Origin of the sequence: Bacteroides sp. AF20-13LB (assembly GCF_003603065.1) — a bacterium.
In the GTDB taxonomy this organism is placed as follows: Bacteria; Bacteroidota; Bacteroidia; order Bacteroidales; family Bacteroidaceae; genus Bacteroides; species Bacteroides uniformis.
This window is the reverse complement of the sequence record NZ_QTMH01000007.1, coordinates 255,405-270,731: the sequence shown is the minus strand read 5'-3', so window position 1 is coordinate 270,731 and position 15,327 is coordinate 255,405. Positions and strand designations below refer to the sequence as shown.

12 protein-coding genes are annotated in these 15,327 nt (G+C 42.7%); 9 read left to right on the top strand and 3 right to left on the bottom strand.

Annotated features, from left to right (window positions below; translation table 11 throughout):
* Window positions 1–220 precede the first annotated feature (220 nt).
* From DWX62_RS10380 to DWX62_RS10365, 3 genes are all read right to left on the bottom strand, one after another.
* Entirely contained in the window at window positions 221–4,189 is a 3,969-nt protein-coding gene (locus tag DWX62_RS10380; RefSeq protein ID WP_004318650.1) for a two-component regulator propeller domain-containing protein, read from the bottom strand.
* Between the two features lie 72 nt (window positions 4,190–4,261).
* Window positions 4,262–6,310 (bottom strand): hypothetical protein, encoded by a 2,049-nt coding sequence (locus DWX62_RS10375; protein ID WP_004318649.1) that lies wholly within the window; start codon window positions 6,308–6,310, stop codon window positions 4,262–4,264.
* A gap of 629 nt (window positions 6,311–6,939) precedes the next feature.
* Window positions 6,940–8,067, bottom strand: coding sequence for an AraC family transcriptional regulator (locus tag DWX62_RS10365; RefSeq protein WP_005680128.1), 1,128 nt, complete (start codon window positions 8,065–8,067; stop codon window positions 6,940–6,942).
* Between the two features lie 177 nt (window positions 8,068–8,244).
* Here DWX62_RS10365 and DWX62_RS10360 point away from each other — a divergent pair, with 177 nt between their 5' ends.
* The 9 genes from DWX62_RS10360 to DWX62_RS10315 all read left to right on the top strand — a co-directional run bounded on the left by DWX62_RS10360 (window position 8,245) and on the right by DWX62_RS10315 (window position 15,316).
* Window positions 8,245–9,531, top strand: a complete 1,287-nt coding sequence (locus tag DWX62_RS10360; RefSeq protein ID WP_120172812.1) for an IS1380-like element ISBfi1 family transposase — start codon at window positions 8,245–8,247, stop codon at window positions 9,529–9,531.
* 770 nt (window positions 9,532–10,301) lie between these two features.
* A complete protein-coding gene (locus DWX62_RS22535; RefSeq protein ID WP_008771119.1) occupies window positions 10,302–10,481 on the top strand; it encodes a hypothetical protein in 180 nt (59 codons plus the stop codon).
* Window positions 10,482–10,662: 181 nt separating this feature from the next.
* A complete protein-coding gene (locus tag DWX62_RS10345) occupies window positions 10,663–11,118 on the top strand; it encodes a ferritin-like domain-containing protein (protein WP_005680129.1) in 456 nt (151 codons plus the stop codon).
* Between the two features lie 80 nt (window positions 11,119–11,198).
* Window positions 11,199–11,846, top strand: a complete 648-nt coding sequence (locus DWX62_RS10340; RefSeq protein ID WP_004308119.1) for a MarC family protein — start codon at window positions 11,199–11,201, stop codon at window positions 11,844–11,846.
* Between the two features lie 46 nt (window positions 11,847–11,892).
* Complete coding sequence (locus DWX62_RS10335; RefSeq protein ID WP_004308118.1) at window positions 11,893–12,375, top strand: ferritin; 483 nt, start codon at window positions 11,893–11,895, stop codon at window positions 12,373–12,375.
* Between the two features lie 23 nt (window positions 12,376–12,398).
* Window positions 12,399–13,451 carry a class I fructose-bisphosphate aldolase gene (locus DWX62_RS10330; protein ID WP_004308117.1) on the top strand — a complete coding sequence of 351 codons (1,053 nt, stop codon included), beginning with the start codon at window positions 12,399–12,401 and terminating at the stop codon, window positions 13,449–13,451.
* Between the two features lie 12 nt (window positions 13,452–13,463).
* Window positions 13,464–14,213 carry a 2,3-diphosphoglycerate-dependent phosphoglycerate mutase gene (gpmA, locus tag DWX62_RS10325; protein ID WP_004308116.1) on the top strand — a complete coding sequence of 250 codons (750 nt, stop codon included), beginning with the start codon at window positions 13,464–13,466 and terminating at the stop codon, window positions 14,211–14,213.
* A 76-nt stretch (window positions 14,214–14,289) separates the two neighbouring features.
* Window positions 14,290–14,718 (top strand): Hsp20/alpha crystallin family protein, encoded by a 429-nt coding sequence (locus DWX62_RS10320; RefSeq protein WP_004308115.1) that lies wholly within the window; start codon window positions 14,290–14,292, stop codon window positions 14,716–14,718.
* Window positions 14,719–14,818: 100 nt separating this feature from the next.
* A complete protein-coding gene (locus tag DWX62_RS10315; protein ID WP_004308114.1) occupies window positions 14,819–15,316 on the top strand; it encodes an RNA polymerase sigma factor in 498 nt (165 codons plus the stop codon).
* Window positions 15,317–15,327 lie beyond the last annotated feature (11 nt).

Genomic DNA, 15,327 nt, shown 5'->3' with positions numbered 1-15,327 from the left:
ATATAAATTACAGTACAAATTCTCAAACTAAGAATCGTTTATATATACGATAGGAAAACAACTCTCTCTTCCGCCCGAAGGCTGGCTGGCAAAAAAAAGTAAATACCTTGTCATACATCAAATTTAGTTGTTAATATATTTGCAAAATTACCCGGAACAACTCGGATAAAATATCAGAAAATGACCTGATATTATAAAATTTAAAGCAAAATACATATTACTAGTGCGATATGAAATCTTTAGGCAGTACTCCGAACTGTTTTTTAAAACAGCTTGAAAAATAGGAGGGGGTACTGAACCCTACCATGTAAGAGACTTCCACCACTCCATAGGTTCCTTCTTTCAGTATGGAAGCTGCCTGCTTCAAACGGAAAAGGCGGAGATATTCGTTCGGACTCATATTTAGGATTCCTTTCAATTTCCGGTAAAAGTTGGAACGTCCCATATTCATTGCATCCGCTATATCATCAATTTGCAGGTCCGTATTATCAAGATGGCGTAATACATACTCATTTAACTTGCTAATAAACATCTCATCGGCCTTTGTCTGCGCCATTGCATCTGCTTTGATAAAAGGAAATTCAATAAAGTGACGGCGTAATCTTTCCCGATTACTCAACAGATTTGCTACATTGGCACGAAGATACTCCATAGAAAACGGCTTTTCAATATACGCATCCGCCCCTTCTTCAAGTCCTTCGATTCTTGATTCCAGATTAGTTTTAGCTGTCAATAATATTACAGGAATATGACTATAGTCCAGATTTTGTTTCAGATGCTTGCATAATTCAACCCCGTCCATCAGAGGCATCATAATGTCACTTATTATCAGATCCACAGATTTCTGTTCAAGAACGTCCAACGCCTCGACCCCATTTTCCGCAATCAGTACATGATACAATGAAGACAATTGCCTGAACACAAAAGCAAGCATATCCTTATTATCTTCTACAACCAATATGGAAGCAACCTCTCTTTTATCTTTATCAGAAACTTCACGATCTTCATCATCATACCCAGGTTTCTTATGTTGTTCTTCCGAATCATCCGGAAGTGTCTGGTGTAATATTGGAATGGAAAGAATGAAACGGTTACAATCTAGCTCCCGGTCCATCACCAGCATACCTTGATGCAACTCTGCCAAGTAACGAGCCATAGCTAATCCGATGCCTGTGCCCGAGACAATATCTTTCCCGTCCCGGTATTGGACAAAGGCTTTAAAAATATTTTCACGCATTTCGATAGGGACTATATTCCCATCATTACTCATAGAGATAGTGAACACCTCATTCTTCTCATCAACAGACAAATGGAGATAAACGTATGTCCGGGCATATTTCAATGCATTAGCAAACAGATTACTGAGAATTTTGGTCAAAGCCTCTTTGTCAACAGAAGCCAACAATTCTTCCTCTGGAACTTCTACTTCAAGTTTAATTCCCCTTTGCTTTGCCAAAGTGGTGAAATACTTATAAACAGAGTGGACGATAGTACCGATATTATATTCTTTCGGATTCAATTTAAAACCTTTATTTTCCGCTTTACGGAAATCAAGTAATTGGTTTATCAGGTTCAGTAACCTCTCCACGTTCTGATCCATAATTTCCAATTCCATCCTTACATTTTCGGAGAGTTCCCTATCAGCAAGTACATTCTCCAATGGGCACTTTATCAGTGTTAAAGGAGTACGGATTTCGTGTGCCACATTTGTAAAGAAATCTATCTTAGTGGTGTAGAGTTCCTGCTCCTTTTCCTGTTCGAACTTCTCCATCTCTTTACGCTGCTTTTCAATAGTACGCTTCCTTAAATAAAAGAAGAGGGCGAAAAATGTACCGAGTATCAATAGGATATAAATCAGGTATGCCCATACGGATAAATAAAACGGGGGCAATATCCTGATCCCCAATGTGCGTACATCTGGATTCCATACACCATCACTATTCGCACCTTTCACGCGTAACATGTATGTCCCATAAGGTAAATTGGAATACGTAATAGGGCCCTTACCCGCTGTATGCCATTCGGAATCATACCCTTCCAGTCTATATAGCAGTGTATTCATGCTCGGTGACTGATAACTTATCGCAGCTATCCTGAAGGAGAACGAATTCTGATTTGACTGAAGTTCGATATGGTTTGACAAAGTGATACTTTGTTTCAATGGAGAGCCTTTTTCTCCGACTACCACCTTTTTATTAAAGAGCATAAAATCGGTAATCAAAACAGAGGGTAAAAAATCATTATCAATAAAGGAGGAGGGGGCAAAGGAGATGAAACCGTTAATACAGCCAAAATAAATCCGTCCATTCTTATCCTTATAGCTGGACTGGTAATTAAACTGGTTACTCAGCAACCCATTAGCAACTGTATACACTTTAAAACTGGAATTCTTCGGGTTAAAATGCACCAGCCCTTTATTGGTTGAAACCCAGAACAATCCCTTTTCATCTTCTTCAATCCGATAAATGACGTTGCTTGGCAGACCGATACCGTCATAACGGACAAAGGTGTTGGCGGAAGGCACAAAGCGGCAGAAGCCACCTCCTTGTGTGGTAAACCATAGCTGATTTTGACTGTCTTCAAAAATACTCAGCACCTTATTGGATGGAAGGGTGGACGAGTCTGCTTCCTCATGTACGAAATGTTCCCAACCACCTGTACGGACATTCTTTTTATAGACGCCATCGGCATAAGTTGCCAGCCATAAATTCCCCTGCTTATCCTCCTTTATATAATAAACAAACGTCCACCCAAGTTCGGGGACGCGTTTAAAACGTTCCGTATCTGGGTTGTACCGAAACAATCCTATTGTTGTTCCAAGATACAGATCGCCCGCAGTTATCCGGCAGATAGAAAAGATATCACTTGCAATATTATCATAGTGCTTTACAGCGTATGTCCTCAAATCAATACGCTTCAATCCTTTTGCAAAATTCCCAACCCACAGATAATCTCCGTCCAAATACAATCCGTGAACATTATGATAAATATCCGGATGAATGAACGGTTCGATTTTTCCAGTACTAGGATAATAATGGAAAAGCCCCTTATCTTCTGTACCTATCCAGAGTGTGCCGTCATGGGCGGCACAAAACTCCCGCACCCTTTTTCCCATTTTGTTTGATTCTTTCTGGGGATAGACTTTATCAAAGTAGGTATATTGCCGGGGGTAATAATTCACACCCCCAAAATAAGTCCCTATCCACATTCCGCCTTCACGGTCTTTGAGAATCGAATAGATGGCATTGTCAGAGATTGAATAGGGATCACCGTTGACGTTCTGCAAGTGGATGATTTTTGCCGTGTGCAGATTATAGATATAAAGTCCCGATTCGGTTCCTATCCATAATTCGTCATCTGAATAAAATGCAAGTTCCCTGATATAAATATCACCTCCCAATTCATCCTTGGAAAGAAGGGTACGGATAGTCTTATTAGTTAGGTTCACTTCTTTCAGTCCGAATACAGTTCCCACATACATGCAATTATAGGGTCCGGGGAGCAATTTATAGATGTATTCATCTCTGAAAGACACTTTTGAATCTTCTGGAAAAATCGGAGTTAAAGTTTTAAGCTTGTCTTTTGAATAATACAGATTTCCATCACGTATGTCCAACCAGCAGACATCGTCCGAATCAAAATAGAGTTGGCCGGAAGTTTTAAGGTTCAGAGTACCGGACCCGTCCGACTGATAATTAACCAACTGGCTATCCTGGGGATTGTAATAGAAGATTCCCCGCGTCTGAGTTACAACCCAGATACCTCCTTTCTGGTCCCCAGTTATCAGATTGACCGTACAGTCTATATCTATGTTTGAATTACTTATCAGAGTAAAATGCCTGACCTTTTCCATTTGTGGGCAATAGACATATAGGCCTACGTCTGTCCCAATCCATATTTGCCCAAGATTGTCTTCATACAAAGAAGTGATGAAATTATTGCCCAAGGTTCCGGATTCTTTCATGAAAGTCCGAAAAGAGATACCATCATACCGGTCAAGACCATCCTTCGTCCCAAACCACATAAATCCTTGTTTATCCTGAAGGATGGCATGGACCGTATTCTGGGATAATCCATTATTGATATCAAGTGAACGGAATGCATATTGTCCTTCATTCAGAACGGCAAGGGAATAAAGAGGCATCAAAGAAAGAAGTATTAATATAACTAAAATACGTAGTCTCTGCATTGTCTTAATTGTTAGTTTCATTAATTAACATACAACAGGATATAAGAATATCCTGAAAAGTGGATATCAGAGCTATTTCAACAGTATATTCTCAGTACGTCCCGGTGTCAGCAATTCCCAAAGGGATGCTACCGTCCAACCGGGAGCAAACATGTCATTATAATATCCTTTTCCATTCCTTCCATAATCCCAGTTGGTGTGCTGGATCACTTCCGGATAATAACCAACTTTTATCACTCCACACATATGTCCTTTATAAGGAAGTAACTGGCACATGGAAGTAGAAATGACTTCAGCAAAATCAGAGAAACGAGGTTCATTATACTCTTTGGAAAGCCAACGGAGCACATCGGCAAATTCAAAAATAAATACATCAATATGATTATTCTCCACCGAGACATTTCCCCAGCCGCGAGTTTTCAGACCGATATCACCCAACATCTGCCCGGGAGCAAACGGAACGTCCCAGACGTAATACCAGGACAAGGCAAAATAAGCCGCTTTTCGTGTCAGAGAGGCATAGTGGTTATGTTCCGTACCATTTGTTATCAATGATAAATAGTAAGTTGCCGTAGCGGTATAGAGGGAAGCTTCCTTATCCTCACAGTTTGCATCCAGCGTAGAGGAGAAATAGTCAGCCTTTGATATAAGCTCTTTTTCCAGATATTCCGCAGTACGCCGGGCAGCGGACAGATAGCGTTTGTCCTTAAAATATTTATATCCCATAACCAGAGGTAATGTAGCGGATGGAGTACTTCCTCCACTTCCGTCAACAACTGTAAAGTCATCATGGAATTTACGTGGAAAACTTCCATCTGGATTTTGCAGTTGCAAGAACATATCGAGCATTTTCTTTAAGCGTTGTTCCCAATCAGGATGGTGACGTTTATACTTCTGTTCATAATTCAGATAATGAAACATGGCATAAATTCCTTCCGACTGACGACGTATGCTATGCACTGGGCGTTCTTCTTTCACATCACTATCATTTTCCAGATTTACCCATTCACGCAAATAACCGGTTTCCGTAAAGCCATTTTCTAAGTAACTATCAAATATCTTTTTACTGCTAGCTGCAAGGTCATCACGTCCATTCTCATTGCCAAACTCCCATGCATTGAAAGCGTTTAGAAGTACGCGACCGACAAAACCTATCTCTGCTACATTCATGTTGGCACAGGCTGCCACTTTCATTTCAGGGCTGGAGTAATAGGCAAGAGCTTTGTCCCCAACAAAACTTTCCACAAAATAATTGCTCAGCACTCCTTTTATCTCTTCTGGAGAAAAAGGTATTTTCACAGGTTGGGGACGGTATGTATCATAACAATATTCCCAAGTATGGCAAATAAAATCTGAGTAGTCTGTAGCCTGCCCCTCGATAAATTCCCAGGTCAGGAGTACTGTTTCTCCTTTTTTTAGATATTGGAAAGATGTAACCTCCGGAGCCAGCGTCAACTTACGAATATAGGTTTTAGGAGCTTCTCGGTAAGGAAATCCAAAAGATAGTGTTGATGTTCCGTCATGGCTCTCAAAGCCGGTGAACCCTAGGGACGTTTTGCCCGAGAGGATGATTTCGCCTGTTTGGTGGGTAGCAAGGGCATCCCATTGAAAATCGTCCTTGCGTGCCACAGTCATATAACGTCCATCTTTCTGATTGAAGATACCGGTAAGGGGTGAGCTCAGACGATCCTCACGTACCAGCCAACTCTCTGATATATGAAATGAAGGAGCACCTTTAGGAGAACGTAAATTGCGACTATACCAGAATCCTGGTAGATAAAACATACAGTCATTATGTCGGAAGCCTGTTTTCAACTGTTGTTGATAATTAAAGTACACGTCTTCCAATGCCGTAATACTTACTACCATTACACATTTAACATTGTCACGTTCTATTCTCTCTGTAATGATTAATGGTATTTTTTCTTCAGACTCTAACAGATAGATTCCCTTATCATCAACGGCTCCTTGAAAAGCAAGGGAATAGTTTCGTGATTGATTACCGGGAACCTTCAAGGAGACTTGTGCAGATATTCTTTTATATATATCATTAACAGTCCTAGCATCAATAGTAATAGTACAGATCATCAGGCAACAAAGCATACATCTTAATTTTGTCATATAAATCAGATAATTTAGTTTATTAATATTCTTTTAATTTGCGTTCCAAAATTAGGATATTACGTATACAAAGAATGTGATTTTTTGAGCAATTATTATAAGATTTCAGTAGAATTCATAAGAAACAGCCCATTAAGTATTTATTTTTTAATCCTCTATTAAGATCCCATTACAATATACACTTATATTTTTATTGGGATATTTAATACTACAAATGTAAATGTGTCAGAATGCGGGCACAACCTCAGGTCCCTAGCCTTTGTATTGACGAGACTTCTTTAAGCTGCGGAGAATTATATACTGTTGTCACTAATCGTGCGGGACGTGGTGGCAGAGGTACACTTGTGACCATGATACGTGGCACGAAGTCTGAAGACGTCATAAAGGTGCTTGAAATGATTCATGTCTCCAAGCGCAAGACAGCCAAAGAGGTCACTTTAGATCTTTTGCCGACCATGATGCGGATCGTCTGAACGGCTTTTCCCAATGCCACTATGACAGGTTATCGGTTTCATGTACCTTAATTCCGCAATACTATTGTAAATTAAATCTTTTAAGTAGAGGTTGTGTCAAAACGCTGACACACCTCTTTTAAATGCTATTTAATGCGAAATTACAAAAATACGCATTTAGATGGAGGCAAACTGTTTGCGCCATTGGCTAGGTGACATGCCCGTTTTTTGTTTGAATATACGATAAATCCATGTGTGGGATGAGAAACCGCACTCTGTGGAAATAGCGTCAATGCTATATTCGGGGTTGGCTTTCATCATGCGAACAGCCTCATTAAAACGAATGTCGCTAAGCCAGGTTCTAAAATTGGTGTATTCTGACTGATTGAAGTATTCTGTCAGTTCGTTTTTCTTGTATCCCAACTTGGTAGCTAGCGAATAGATGTTAACTTCATAGTCCTTATAAAATCCCTCTTCACACCATTTCTTGAGGGCTAATTCTATTTCCATCTTTCTATTAGCTGTCAAGATATTTGTGCCATGAGTGTTCTTGCCGTCTTTCATGTCTTCTGCTTCCGTGACTTTTGCTTCTGCGTCATTTTCCTCAGGAATGACTTCTTTGGGTGTGATGTAATAGCCCATAGCAATGAAAGTGTGGACGAAAAAGATGACAGAGAGTAATATCAAGGGACCTATTATATATAATAAGGTATTGAAGAGGATTGCTACAGGAAGGAGTCCAGCAGCAAAGTATAGCAAAATGATGCTGGCTTGCGAATAGCGCACGTATGGAATCAAGTCGATTCCGAAATTCTCCATGAGCTTCTGCTTTCGGGCTTTTGTTTCTTTGCGAATGATAAGAATAAAATATGCCATGCTAGCCACAAAAAGACCGAGCATCACATAGAGCATATTGCCAATGTGTAAACTTTGACTTTTGAACATGCCAATGACGAAAACTATGGCGATGAGTATGTATGCCATCATACCACGTAAACAATACCGTCGCACTTTGTTGCCTGTGCTTTCTATGTTGATTATGGAGAGAGTGATGGCAAATGCCACTGGAGTATAGAACAATATGTTGAATGCTGCGCCCACATCGGCACCTTGTGCACGGAGTCCATGAATCATCTGTAAGAGGTAGTGGACGGAGAAGAATAGCATGGATGCAACGAGAATCCATCTTGATATTTCGTAGCGCCACACCTTCCATCTCACCTGCAAACTTGCCATGGCTAATTGCAATGCTAGCATGGCTGTAATGACGCAACATACAAGTTGTAATATGAATAACGATTTCATAGTATTGTTATTACCTTAATTCCGCAACACTATAAATTTTAACTTTTATAATATCCTGAACAACAAAAAGTTCTTGGACAAGCCAAGCGGCAAAGCCGAGCGGCTCAGGATTTTGTCATGTCAAAGGATTCACTTAACTTAGTGTTGCAAAAATAGTCAAACAAAACCTCATCAAGCATGGTAAAAGTACAAATAAAATCCGAGAAACTCACATCTTTTGGTGGTATATTTCCAATTATGGAGAAATTCGACAGGATGTTGTCTTGTACAATAGACTCTACTTTAGGTTTGCGTAGCAAAGTGTATGGCTATCAATATAGCGAGATAATACGTTCTCTGATGTGCGTATATTTCTGTGGAGGGTCATGTGTCGAAGACGTGACCTCACACCTTATGGAAGCACTTTGCTTGCATCCACCCCTCCGTACATGCAGCGCAGACACAATACTTAGGGCCATTCGTGAATTGACCACACCGAATCTGACCTACAGGTCTGATTCGGGCAAAAGCTACGACTTCAACGTGGCTTCCGACCTTAACAATCTGCTTGTCAATGCATTGCTGGCAACTGGACAGTTGCTGCCAGACAATGAATATGACTTTGATTTTGACCACCAGTTCATTGAGACGGAGAAATTTGACGCAAAAATAACCTACAAGAAGTTTACCGGTTACAGTCCAGGAATAGCAACGGTCAGCGATGTCATCGTCGGGATAGAGAACCGCGACGGCAATACCAATGTCCGTTTCCATCAGGAAGACACTCTAAAACGTATTTTTGAGCGTTTGGAGAATGCCAGAATACATATAAACCGTGCGAGGATGGATTGTGGCTCATGCTCTGAGGCTATGGTGGAAATGGTGGAGAAGCACAGTCGGCATTTTTATATCCGCGCAAACAGGTGTGTATCGTTGTATGACGATATCTTTGCCTTGCGCGGATGGAAGACCGAATACATAAACGGTCACGAGTTTGAGATATGCTCCATCATTGCAGAGAAATGGGTCGGCAAAGCGTACCGCCTTGTCATACAGCGGCAAAGAAGCATCAACAAGGAACTCGACCTGTGGGAAGGGGAATATACATACAGATGCATACTGACAAATGACTATACTTCGACAGACCGTGACATCGTGGAGTATTACAACAAGCGTGGCGGTGCTGAGCGTGTATTGGACGACATGAACAACGGCTTTGGCTGGAAACGGCTGCCAAAATCGTTCATGGCGGAAAACACGGTGTTCCTGCTTCTGACCGCTTTAATACGAAACTTTTACAGACACCTCATATCTGACGCAAACATGAAGAGCTTTGGACTTAAACGCACAAGCAGAATCAAAACTTTTGTATTCAAGTATGTTTCTGTCCCTGCAAAATGGATTAAGACTGCAAGACAGCACATACTGAACATATACACAAGCAATGATGCATACATGATGGCCTTCAAATTTGATTTTGGGTAGCCTCAAATCTTCGTGGCCTTTTGCGTATTGCCTCAAGTCGCATCATGGGGTAAGGGGATTTTGTCTCTTGCGACTGCACCATTAGGGTTCTTTACGAAAACGAGTCGTTTTAGAGAGGTATCTGCAACCCCAGATATCAAAAATATTACAGGTTGCGGATTTTAGGATGTACAAAAGCTCTTTTATGAGGCAATTGATGAACTCAGGATTACTTATCGCTGAAGGGCACGGGATTTGGAGAGCGGAGAGCGATGAAATTCAGTGGCGCAGAGAGTAAAATAATAAAAAAGTTGGATTTTTATTGACGCGAATCAATTCTTTTAGTATTTTTGCCTTGTCTTTTACCAAAAAAGATTAATAACAGTAAGCGTTAGGCATTATCCATGTTCAGGAAATCCCCAATTTCAAGACAACAATTGGATAATACATCAGGTGTCCCTATGCACTATTATATCTTGTTAGCATATATAGGCGTGGGGCTTTGTGTATTATATGTTGTTGAGTATGGGGATACTTCTGAACGGTAATACCAAAGTTCCCACGCTTAACTTTATATAAACACAACTTCAGGGAACAGAGTTGTCATATAATCGCATTATGAAAGCAATTTGTTTCAAAACCGGACAGGTCCTGCCTTCCGTTTTCATTCCTCTGTCTGTTACTGTCTTTAGTGGAATTCTCTGCCTTTTTGTTTCCATTCCTGCCCCTTTTCGGGACTTGCGGCTATTATTACACAAATTACATGCCAAACAGTTTCTCTGAATCCATTTATGGCATTCAATAATCCCCCTGGACATACAGAAGAGGAACTTTGGCAACAAATACTCTCCCTGTCAAGGGAATTGCAGGAATGCAGGGCCTGCCTGCACTATCATAATACGCTGGATTACATATACGACAAGATCAACATGATAGAGAAAGAACTGGATATCTTGTTGAGAATGTTGTAGGGATCTTGTGACAAAAAGGCATGATAATTATACATTTTTATGACTATTTGTCTCGCAAGCATTAAAATTCATTTTACAACTCCATAAGAGTCCGATTTACAGATGCTATCACATAAATTCATGATTATTGCAGGATATGAATTACGATTTATTTTGTCTAATTTCAAATATCAGAACAGCCATGGATAAACGAATTGAATATGCGATGAACACATTGATCAATACAGAAATCTGGTCAACTAACCTGTACCTGTCATTGCAGGTCTATTTTGAGGGGCAGCAACTTCCGATATTGGCCTCATGGCTAAGTGCACAGGCACAGGACAATATGGGCAAGGTCTATCAGATGATGAACCGCATCTATCATGAAGGAGGTGCTGTAACCATCCATGAAATCAGGCGCGACATCCGGCAATGGCCGACACCGCTGGCTGCCTTGAACACCCTGCTTGAACATGAACAATATATATCCCGTCAGATATCCGAACTTCACGTACTATGCCAGAATACGGATTCATCCATCCATTCTTTCATCAAGGGGCTGTACACAAAACGGATATATGTAAGTACGGCGTTTATGGAATTGTTGCGTATCCTGGCCATGGAATATGAACGCAGGCTGCCCTGCTTCATATGATGTGTCAAATCGTGTAACCTGACCGGAGTTTATTGTTCACAGAGAAAATAATGGTCTAAAAATAAAACAAGTATCATCCTATGGATATATTCGCATACTCAATGTTGTGTTTCACTTCGTTGTTCACATTGATGGACCCCCTCGGAGTGATGCCGGTTTTCCTGCAGATGACCGAGGGCATGAGTGCCGGAGAACGCCGGAGCATCGCCTTAAAATCCTGCGCCCTCACGTTCGTCATACTGGTACTTTTCACCTTGTGCGGCAGGTTCCTGTTCCATTTTTTCGGGATCTCGACCAATGGTTTCCGGATTGCGGGAGGTATCATCATCTTTAAAATCGGATATGACATGCTGCAGGCACACTTCACCCATGTGAAACTGAACGAGAACGAGAAAAAAGAATATTCCAGGAACATCACCGTCACGCCTCTTGCCGTTCCGATGCTGTGCGGTCCGGGTGTAATTTCAAGCGGCATAACACTGATGGAAGATGCCCCTGAGCATATTTTCAAAATTGCACTGGTTTGCGTGATCGCCCTAGTCTGTCTCCTCTCTTTCATTATCCTTTGCGTGTCAACGCGGCTTTTGAAAATTCTTGGAGAAACCGGAAATAATGTGATGATGAGACTGATGGGGCTTATTCTGATGGTCATCGCCGTGGAATGTTTCATAAACGGGATGCAACCTGTCCTGACAGATATTTTGAGACAAGCACACGCTTGCCCCTGAATATGAAAAATAAAAAATAGTACCAACATTAAAAATTAGATTCATTATGACCGAGAATTTACAAAAGGCCCTGAACGGGCAGATTACTGCGGAATTATGGTCCGCCAACCTGTATCTTTCAATGTCCTTCTATCTGGAAAAGGAAGGTTTTTCCGGCATGGCCCGCTGGATGCGCAAGCAATCGGCGGAAGAGACAGGACACGCATGTGCCATCGCCGAATATATGGCCAAACGTGAGGCGGAGGCAAAAGTGGACAAGGTCGATGTGGTTCCACAGGGTTGGGGCAGTCCCACCGAAGTCTTTGAACATGCCTTGGAACACGAGAGACATGTTTCCAGATTGATTGACGAACTGGTACATCTGGCTTCCGAGGAGAAAGACAATGCCACCCGTGATTTTCTTTGGGGATTTGTCAGGGAGCAGGTGGAGGAAGAGGCGAATTTCCTGAACATCGTAAACCTGATGAAGAAAGCCGGAGAGAGCGGCATCCTTTTCATGGATGCAAAACTGGGGGAACGCCAGTCCTGATTTGGAATAAAAAAACGACTGACATGAGCACGATTATTGATTTGTTGGGAACGCAGGCAGGATACTACCTGGACCATGTATGCAAGACAATAGACAAGAAACTCATCCATATCCCCGAGCCGAATATGATAGACAAGGCATGGGTGGATTCCGACAGGAATATACGCACCTTGGAGAGCCTGCAAGCCCTGTACGGGCACGGGCGTCTGGCCAATACCGGGTATGTCTCCATCCTGCCGGTGGATCAGGGGATAGAACATTCTGCCGGAGCATCCTTTGCACCCAATCCTCTTTACTTCGATCCCGGGAACATTGTGAAACTCGCTATCGAGGGAGGATGCAACGCCGTGGCATCCACATTCGGAGTTCTGGGAGCTGTGGCACGTAAGTACGCCCATAAGATTCCTTTCATCGTGAAGTTGAACCATAACGAGCTGCTGACTTATCCGAACAGTTATGACCAGGTCATGTTCGGTACAGTGAAGGAGGCATGGAACATGGGTGCCGTTGCCGTGGGGGCAACTATCTATTTCGGTTCGGAACAAAGCCGCCGCCAGATTGTGGAGGTCTCACAGGCGTTTGAATATGCCCATGAGTTGGGGATGGCCACGGTATTGTGGTGTTATCTGAGAAACAGCAGTTTTAAGAAAGACGGGATTGACTATCATGCGGCAGCAGATCTGACAGGGCAGGCCAACCATATCGGGGTCACCATCAAGGCTGATATCGTGAAGCAGAAGCTGCCGTCCAACAATGGAGGTTTTAAAGCCATCGGATTCGGTAAGACCGACGGGCGTATGTATACGGAACTGGTCTCCGACCATCCGATAGACCTCTGCCGCTACCAGGTGGCCAACGGGTATATGGGAAGGGTTGGCCTGATCAATTCGGGGGGCGAGTCCCATGGGACATCTGACCTGCATGATGCCGTCGTAACCGCAGTGGTGAACAAACGTGCCGGAGGTATGGGACTTATCTGTGGGAGAAAAGCCTTCCAGAAGACGATGAAAGACGGGGTCTCGCTTCTGAACACCATTCAGGATGTCTATCTGGATCCTTCGATAACCGTTGCATAAAAACTATATGGCATGAAAAGGATCGTATTGTTGAGACATGGCGAGAGCCTATGGAACAAGGAAAACCGCTTTACCGGTTGGACCGATGTAGACCTGAGTGATAAGGGGATCGCAGAAGCCTGTAAAGCCGGTGATATGCTGAAAGAAGCGGGATTCTCTTTTGAGGCGGCTTACACATCCTATCTGAAACGGGCTGTGAAAACGTTGAATTGTGTTCTGGACCGTCTCAATGAAGACTGGATCCCGGTGGAGAAAAGCTGGAGGTTGAACGAGAAACACTACGGCATACTTCAGGGACTTAACAAAAGGGAGACAGCAGACAAATATGGCGAGGAACAAGTCCATATCTGGCGGAGAAGTTACGGCGTGTCGCCCGAGCCGGTGAAGGAAGACGATCCCCGCTATCCGGGGAACGACACCCGTTACGCCGGTGTTCCCGAAATGGAACTGCCACGGACTGAATCCCTGAAGGATGCCGTCATGCGTGTCATGCCCTATTGGGAATGTGTCATCCTACCCACATTGATGCATAGGGACAACCTGCTTGTCGTTGCCCATGGAAACAGTCTGCGCGGGATAGTCAAGCATCTCAAGAATATTTCCGATACGGACATATCCCTCTTGAACCTGCCCACGGCAGTACCTTATGTATTCGAATTTGATGAACGGCCGGTGCTTGTCAGGGACTATTTCCTCGGAGACCAGGAGGAGATACGGAGACGGACGGAGGCTGTAGCCGAACAAGGTATGATCAGACGATAAGAGTCAGTCAATCAGACTGATTTGTATTGTCTTTTTGAATATTTTATTTATTAACAATTTAAAAAAGGAGGTAAAAATGGTACCTGTAAAAACAAATTCAAACTGGTTGCCGAGTATTTTTAACGATTTCTTCGAGAATGAGTGGCTGGCAAAAACGGGAGTTACGGCTCCTGCCATCAATGTCATTGAGAATGACAAGGACTACAAGGTTGAAATGGCGGCTCCCGGAATGACGAAGGATGATTTCAAGGTGAATGTTGACGAAAACAACAACCTGACAATCTGCATGGAAAAGAAAGAAGAGAAGAAGGAGGAGAAGAAAGACAAGAAGTATCTCCGCCGCGAATTCTCTTATTCCAAGTTCCAGCAGACCATCCTGCTACCTGAAAACGTGGAGAAGGATAAGATTTCCGCAAAAGTCGAACACGGGATCCTGTCCATTGAAATCCCGAAAGTGAAGGAGGAAGAAAAACAAAAAACTTCCAAGGCTATCGAGGTTAAATAATTCCATATCTGGAATGGTGTAAGGCCGGACAGGCTTTTCCTGTCCGGAGAGCCGTCCGGCCTTTAACAGGCACTTCCGGAACAGGGAACCGGCACAACCGATGAAGGAATTCAATTTTGAAAAAGAGCTGCTTAGCGTACAGGACGAACTGTTCCGTTTCGCGTACAAACTGACAGCGGACAGGGAGAAGGCGGAAGATCTGCTGCAGGATACCCTGCTCAAGGCAATGCTTCACAAAGAAAGTTACAACAAGAACACAAATTTCAAAGGGTGGCTGTTTATCATCATGCGTAACACGTTTATCAACGGTTACCGGGCGGAGGTCGGTCATACCCGTCTGTACATATCCTCCGATCCTGCATATTATTCGCGGATCATGGACGAGTCCCGTACAGAGGAGGTGGACAGGAACTATGACCTGGAAAAGATACGTAATGCCATCAAAAGTATACCGGAGTCGCATTTCATACCTTTTGAGATGTACCTGTCAGGGTTCAAATACCGTGAGATAGCGGAAAGAACCGGTGTGAGTTTGGGAACCATAAAGAGCCGTATTTTTCACTGCCGGAAAAAACTGAAAGCTATATTGGCAGAATGAAACAAAACAAG

Bases quoted from the DNA above. Each gene is read 5' to 3' on its own strand.
- DWX62_RS10380 (WP_004318650.1), bottom strand. From the start codon at position 4,189: ATGCAGAGACTACGTATTTTAGTTATATTAATACTTCTTTCTTTGATG.
- DWX62_RS10375 (WP_004318649.1), bottom strand. From the start codon at position 6,310: ATGACAAAATTAAGATGTATGCTTTGTTGCCTGATGATCTGTACTATT.
- DWX62_RS10365 (WP_005680128.1), bottom strand. From the start codon at position 8,067: ATGAAATCGTTATTCATATTACAACTTGTATGTTGCGTCATTACAGCC.
- DWX62_RS10360 (WP_120172812.1), top strand. From the start codon at position 8,245: ATGGTAAAAGTACAAATAAAATCCGAGAAACTCACATCTTTTGGTGGT.
- DWX62_RS22535 (WP_008771119.1), top strand. From the start codon at position 10,302: ATGGCATTCAATAATCCCCCTGGACATACAGAAGAGGAACTTTGGCAA.
- DWX62_RS10345 (WP_005680129.1), top strand. From the start codon at position 10,663: ATGGATAAACGAATTGAATATGCGATGAACACATTGATCAATACAGAA.
- DWX62_RS10340 (WP_004308119.1), top strand. From the start codon at position 11,199: ATGGATATATTCGCATACTCAATGTTGTGTTTCACTTCGTTGTTCACA.
- DWX62_RS10335 (WP_004308118.1), top strand. From the start codon at position 11,893: ATGACCGAGAATTTACAAAAGGCCCTGAACGGGCAGATTACTGCGGAA.
- DWX62_RS10330 (WP_004308117.1), top strand. From the start codon at position 12,399: ATGAGCACGATTATTGATTTGTTGGGAACGCAGGCAGGATACTACCTG.
- gpmA (WP_004308116.1), top strand. From the start codon at position 13,464: ATGAAAAGGATCGTATTGTTGAGACATGGCGAGAGCCTATGGAACAAG.
- DWX62_RS10320 (WP_004308115.1), top strand. From the start codon at position 14,290: ATGGTACCTGTAAAAACAAATTCAAACTGGTTGCCGAGTATTTTTAAC.
- DWX62_RS10315 (WP_004308114.1), top strand. From the start codon at position 14,819: ATGAAGGAATTCAATTTTGAAAAAGAGCTGCTTAGCGTACAGGACGAA.